Annotated in this window: 7 protein-coding genes and 1 pseudogene; 6 read left to right on the forward strand and 2 right to left on the reverse strand. The window is 72.3% G+C overall.

The window, feature by feature from the left end; translation table 11 throughout:
• The 5 genes from AC2VNT_RS15370 to AC2VNT_RS15390 form a co-directional block, all read left to right on the forward strand.
• Window positions 1-679: crotonase/enoyl-CoA hydratase family protein (locus AC2VNT_RS15370; RefSeq protein WP_486947678.1), on the forward strand; the 679-nt coding region annotated here is incomplete at its 5' end.
• Between the two features lie 10 nt (window positions 680-689).
• Window positions 690-1,547 carry an arylamine N-acetyltransferase family protein gene (locus tag AC2VNT_RS15375; RefSeq protein ID WP_486947683.1) on the forward strand — a complete coding sequence of 286 codons (858 nt, stop codon included), beginning with the start codon at window positions 690-692 and terminating at the stop codon, window positions 1,545-1,547.
• A 17-nt stretch (window positions 1,548-1,564) separates the two neighbouring features.
• Window positions 1,565-2,056 (forward strand): hypothetical protein, encoded by a 492-nt coding sequence (locus tag AC2VNT_RS15380; RefSeq protein ID WP_486947679.1) that lies wholly within the window; start codon window positions 1,565-1,567, stop codon window positions 2,054-2,056.
• A 21-nt stretch (window positions 2,057-2,077) separates the two neighbouring features.
• Entirely contained in the window at window positions 2,078-2,326 is a 249-nt protein-coding gene (locus AC2VNT_RS15385; RefSeq protein WP_486947680.1) for a type II toxin-antitoxin system Phd/YefM family antitoxin, read from the forward strand.
• On the forward strand, window positions 2,311-2,703 hold the full coding sequence (locus AC2VNT_RS15390; RefSeq protein ID WP_486947681.1) for a PIN domain-containing protein: 393 nt from the start codon (window positions 2,311-2,313) through the stop codon (window positions 2,701-2,703). Before AC2VNT_RS15385 ends, AC2VNT_RS15390 begins: the two co-directional genes overlap by 16 nt.
• A gap of 14 nt (window positions 2,704-2,717) precedes the next feature.
• Here the strand turns inward: AC2VNT_RS15390 and AC2VNT_RS15395 are convergent, their stop codons facing one another.
• Both AC2VNT_RS15395 and AC2VNT_RS15400 read right to left on the reverse strand, forming a co-directional pair.
• The gene (locus AC2VNT_RS15395; protein ID WP_486947682.1) at window positions 2,718-4,196 is read right to left on the reverse strand and encodes an aldehyde dehydrogenase; all 1,479 of its coding nucleotides are present in this window, start codon (window positions 4,194-4,196) and stop codon (window positions 2,718-2,720) included.
• 63 nt (window positions 4,197-4,259) lie between these two features.
• Complete coding sequence (locus AC2VNT_RS15400) at window positions 4,260-5,069, reverse strand: class I SAM-dependent methyltransferase (RefSeq protein WP_486947684.1); 810 nt, start codon at window positions 5,067-5,069, stop codon at window positions 4,260-4,262.
• Between the two features lie 91 nt (window positions 5,070-5,160).
• Between AC2VNT_RS15400 and AC2VNT_RS15405 the strand changes: the two are divergent.
• Window positions 5,161-5,436: pseudogene (locus AC2VNT_RS15405) on the forward strand (glycosyltransferase family 1 protein); the annotation flags it as partial.

Consider the following 5,436-nt stretch of genomic DNA (forward strand, 5'->3'; position numbering starts at 1 on the left):
CGCCAAGGTCAGTCAGGGGCTGGCCGATGCCATGGATCGACTCGACGACGACCCCGCGCTGTCGGTGGGAATCCTGACCGGCGCCGGCGGCACCTTCTGCGCCGGGATGGACCTCAAGGCGTTCACCCGCGGGGAGAACGTCATGGTGCCCGGCCGGGGCCTGGGCTTCACCGAACGCCCGCCGGTCAAGCCGCTGATTGCCGCGGTCGAGGGGTACGCGCTGGCCGGCGGCACCGAACTGGCGCTGGCCGCCGACCTGATCGTCGCCGGCCACAACGCCGTGTTCGGGATTCCCGAGGTCAAACGCGGCCTGGTGGCCGGTGCCGGTGGCCTGCTGCGGCTGCCGCAGCGCATCCCACAGGCGATCGCGATGGAGCTGGCGCTGACCGGCGGCACCCTGCCCGCCCCGCGTGCCCACGAGCTGGGCCTGGTCAACGTGTTGGCCGAGCCGACCACGGTGCGCAACGAGGCGATCGTGCTGGCCGAGAAGATCACCGCGAACGGGCCGCTGGCGGTGGCCGCCACCAAGCGGATCATCGTCGAGTCGCGAGGCTGGAGCCCGGAGAGTGCATTCGCCGAGCAGATGAAGATCGCGCTGCCGGTCTTCGCGTCCAAGGACGCCCGGGAAGGCGCGCTGGCCTTCGCCGAGAAACGCGCCCCCCGCTGGACCGCCAGCTGAGGGCCGGGTCATCGACCTCGACGCCTATCTCGCCCGGATCGGCTACGCCGGCCCGACCGATCCGACCCTGGCGACGCTGACCGGGCTGGTCGCCGGGCACGTCAGCCACATTCCGTTCGAGAACCTGGACCCGCTGCTGGGCCGGCCGGTCACCGACCTGAGCCCGGCCGGGCTCACCGACAAGATGGTGCACCACCGCCGCGGCGGCTACTGCTACGAGCAGAACGGCCTGATCGGCTACGTGCTGGCCGACCTCGGCTTCACCGTCGACCGGCTGGCCGCCCGGGTGGTCTGGATGAACCCGGCCGGGCTGGACGGCCCGCCGCACGCCGAGACGCACGAGACGCTGGCGGTCTCGGTACCCGGTGTGGCGGGCCGCCACCTGGTCGACGTCGGCTTCGGCGGGCAGACCCCGACCGCACCGCTGCGGCTGGTCGCCGGTCCGGTGCAGCAGACCCCGCTGGAGCCGTTCCGGCTGCGGGACTACCGGCGCGGCTACCTGCTGGAGGCGCTGATCGCCGACGCCTGGCAGCCGCTGTACACCTTCACCGACGACCCGCGGCCGCTGATCGACATGGAGGTCGGCAGCTGGTACGTCTCGACCAACCCGCGGTCGAAGTTCCTGCACCGGCTCAGCGTGGCGGTGGCCACCGCCGACGGGCGGTGGAACCTGCAGGACGGCGCGCTCACCCGCCACCCCCGGGGCGGCGGCACCGAGCGGATCCGATTCGACACCGCCGAGCAGGTGGTCGCCGAGCTGACCGGCCGGTTCGGCATCGACCTGTCCGGGCTGGACGGCGTCGCGGCCCGGGTGGCGCAGGTGCTGGCCGCGGAAGAACAACCGGTCCAAGAGGATTCGGCGCGGTAATCGGGGAGGTTGATCCAGTGGACACGCACACCCGGAAGCACCGGCTGCCCGACCAGGGCTTCGCCGTCGTGCGCTGGGCGCACGACCTGGAGCAGGGCCGCGGCGCGGTGGTGGTCGAGCCGGACGTGGAGCGGATTCGCCGGCCGGACGGGGCGCTGGCGTTCGTCGACACCGCCCGGTTCACCACCGTCGCCGACGGGCCGCTGTCGGTGCTGCGCCAGCTGCTGGACCGGGAGGCTCGGATGGTCGGCGCGTGGGGCAAGGACGGCTTCGCCCGGTTCCACAAGCGCTCCGCCGCCCGGCGGGCCGTGCGGGTCTGCCGGCAGCGGGGTGTGGACGCTGCGGTGGATTGGGTGCTGGCCAACGCGACCGAGGGTGAGCCGAGCGTGAACACGCTGCGCTCGGCGCTGGAGGCCCGGCTGTACACCGCGGGCGGCCGCGATGTCGACTTCTACCGCACCGAGGTGGGTCGCTGCATTGACTATCGCCGGGTGCGGCGACCTGGCTAGCACATGTGCTACGTTGACGGGGTGAAGACCGTTGGCTTGCGGGAGCTTCGCCAGAACGCCTCTGACCTGGTCCGGCAGGTCGAGGATGGCGAGGAGATCACCATCACCGTGGCAGGCCGCCCGGGTGCCCGCCTGGTGCCCGCCGCACCGCGAACCTGGCGGCGCTGGACCGATCTCGGTGACCTGTTCGCCGGCCCCGCGGACCCCGACTGGGACGCCGACCGCGATCTGATCGCGCACCATCTGCACGACCCGTGGCACAGTCGGTGAGAGCGGTCCTGGACACCAGCGTCGTCATCGCAACCGACGTCGAGCCACTGGCCGGCGAGCTGGCGATCAGCACCATCACCCTGGCGGAACTGCACTTCGGGGTCCTGGTGGCCAAACGCGGAGAGGTGCGCGCCGAGCGGCTGCGCCGGCTGCTCGCCGTCCAACGCAGCTTCGACGCGCTGCCCCTCGACGAAGCGGTCGCCGCCAGCTACGGCCAGATCGCCGCGGCCGTAGCGGATGCCGGCCGAAAACCGCGTGCCCGGTCCATGGACCTACTCATCGCCGCCACCGCACACGCACACGCCGCGCAGCTGTACACCCGCAACCCCACCGACTTCGCCAACCTCGGCGACCTGATCACCGTCACCACGGTCTGATCGGTTACCGGTCGTCAGCCCTCCACGGTGTAGCCCAGCGGCAGCAACACGCTCTTCTGCTGGGTGAAGTGCTCCACGCCCTCCGGGCCGTTCTCCCGGCCGATGCCGGAGTTCTTGTAGCCGCCGAACGGCGAGCCGGGATCGAAGGCGTACCAGTTGATCCCGTAGGTGCCGGTGTGGATCTTCTTGGAGATCTCGATGCCGTGCGGGACGTCGGTGGTCCAGACGCTGCCGGCCAGCCCGTACACCGAGTCGTTGGCGATCGCCACCGCGTCGTCCTCGGTGTCGTAGGGGATGATGCACAGCACCGGCCCGAAGATCTCCTCCTGGGCGATGGTCATCGTGTTGTCGACGTCGGCGAAGACGGTGGGCTGCACGAAGTAGCCGTCGGCTAAGTCCTCGCGTCCTTCGGGACGGGAGCCGCCGCAGACCAGCCGGGCGCCCTCATCGATGCCCTTGGCGATGTAGCCCTCCACCCGGGTGCGTTGCTTCTCGCTGATCAACGGGCCGACCTGGCTGGCCGGGTCGGACGGCAGCCCGACCGGCAGCGCCTGCACGAAACCGGCGACGGCGTCCACCACCTCGTCGTAGCGGGACCGCGGCGCCAGGATCCGGGTCTGGTTGACGCAGCCCTGCCCGGCGTTCATCACCCCGGAGAACACCAGCATCGGCACCGCGGCCGCCAGGTCGACGTCGTCGAGCACGATCGCCGCCGACTTGCCGCCCAGCTCCAGGGTGCACGGCTTGAGCGTCTCGGCGGCGTGTGCGCCGACCTGCCGGCCGACCGCCGAGCTGCCGGTGAAGGTCAGCATGTCCAGGCCCGGGTTGTCCACCAGCGCCTTGCCGGTCTCGATGCCGCCGGGCACCACCGAGAGCACCCCTTGGGGCAGGCCGGCCTCGGCCAGCACCTCGGCCAGCGCGTTGGCGCTGAGCGGGGTCTCGGCGGCCGGCTTGAGCACCACCGTGCAGCCGGCGAGCAGCGCCGGGCCGAGCTTGTTCACCGCCAGGAAGAGCGGCACGTTCCAGGCCACGATCGCCCCGACCACCCCGATCGGCTCCCGGGAGACGATGGACTGGCCGAAGACGCCGTTGCGGGTCTCGGTCCAGCGCACCTTGTCGGCGGCGCCGGCGAAGAAGCCCAGCGCGGCCAGCGAGGCCGTCCAGTGCATGGTCTCGATGATGCTCGGCGGCTGGCCGGTCTCGCCGGTGAGCAGCGTGGTGAACAGCTCCTTGCGGTCTTCCATCAGCTTGACCGCCTTGCCCAGCACCGCGGCCCGCTCGGCCGGCGCCATGGCCGGCCACGTGCCGGTGTCGAAGGCGGTGCGAGCCGCGGCGACGGCTGCGGCGACGTCGGCGGGCGCCGCCAGCGGAACCCGTCCCACGTATTCACCGGTGGCCGGCGAGCGGACCTCGATCATCTGGTCGGTGGCCGGGGCGGTCCATTTGCCGCCGATGAACAGCGTGTCGTACTCGGTTGTGCTGACAGCGCTCAACTTCGCCACTCCTCCTTGTCGCTGCGCTCTGCACCGTCGTCGGCGAGCGTCATACGCGCCACCCTACCCAGCCCGGGTCCGGTTAGAACACGTTCCAGTCAATCCGCGGGGCGGCCGCAGCACCAGCACCAGGTTGCTCACCGCGAACTCCCGCAGGCCGGGCATTCGGGTCAGCCACCAGGCCCATCGCGGGTGATAGCGGGGGAATGCGGCGACCAGCGCGCCGGTGCTGCGCGCCCAGTCCAGGCCGGAGGCCGCCGACACCGCGAACAACGACGACCCGTAGTGGTTCTTCGGCGGGTGGCCGTGCCGGCGTTGGTACCGGGCGGCGGCCCGGGCTCCGCCGAGGTAGTGGCTCAGGCCGGTCTCGTGGCCGCCGAACGGGCCGAGCCAGACGGTGTAGGACAGCACCGCCAGGCCGCCGGGCCGGGTCACCCGCAGCAGCTCTTCGCCGAGCTGCCAGGGCCGCGGTACGTGTTCGGCGACGTTGGACGACAGGGCGATGGCGTCGCAGACGTCGGCGAAGGGCAGCGCCATCCCTGAGGCGCGGACGAAGGCCCCGGCGCCGCGATCGCCGGGCGGCCCGGCGGCGTGCATCTCGGCCGGATCCGGCTCGACGCCGATGTAGTCCAGACCGGCGGCGGTGAACGCGGCGGCGAAGTAGCCGGGCCCGCCGCCGACGTCGAGCAGCCGGCGCCCGGCCAGCGGCTCGGTGTGGGTCGCCCGCCACAGGTCGGCGACCATGGCTGCGGTGTCGGCGGCCAGCGCGGTATAGAAGCGGGCCGGGTCGGACTGCTCGTAGCGGAACTCCCGGAGCAGCCGCAGCGAGCGGGGCAACGTCGCCCGGCGGGCGAATCGGTCGGTGGCGGCCACGGGCGATCGACGGATCACCGAACCCACCCTAGGGTCCGGGTGCGAATCCGCCCCCGGGCCGGGCGCGCGCCAGCGACTAGGCTCTACCGCGATGTCTGCCACCCGGCGCGAGCCCACCGACCGGCGGCGCAACGCGGTGCGCTCGGTGCTGCTGCTGTGCTGGCGCGACACCGGGCACCCGCAGGGCGGCGGCAGCGAGACCTACCTGCAGCGGATCGGCGCCGAACTGGCGGCGGCCGGGGTCGCGGTGACGCTGCGCACCGCACGTTACCCCGGCGCGGCTCGCCGCGAGCTGGTCGACGGGGTCCGGATCAGTCGCGCCGGCGGCCGCTACACGGTGTACCTGTGGGCGGGTGCGGCGATGGTC

This window comes from Mycobacterium sp. TH-M15, assembly GCF_057473705.1.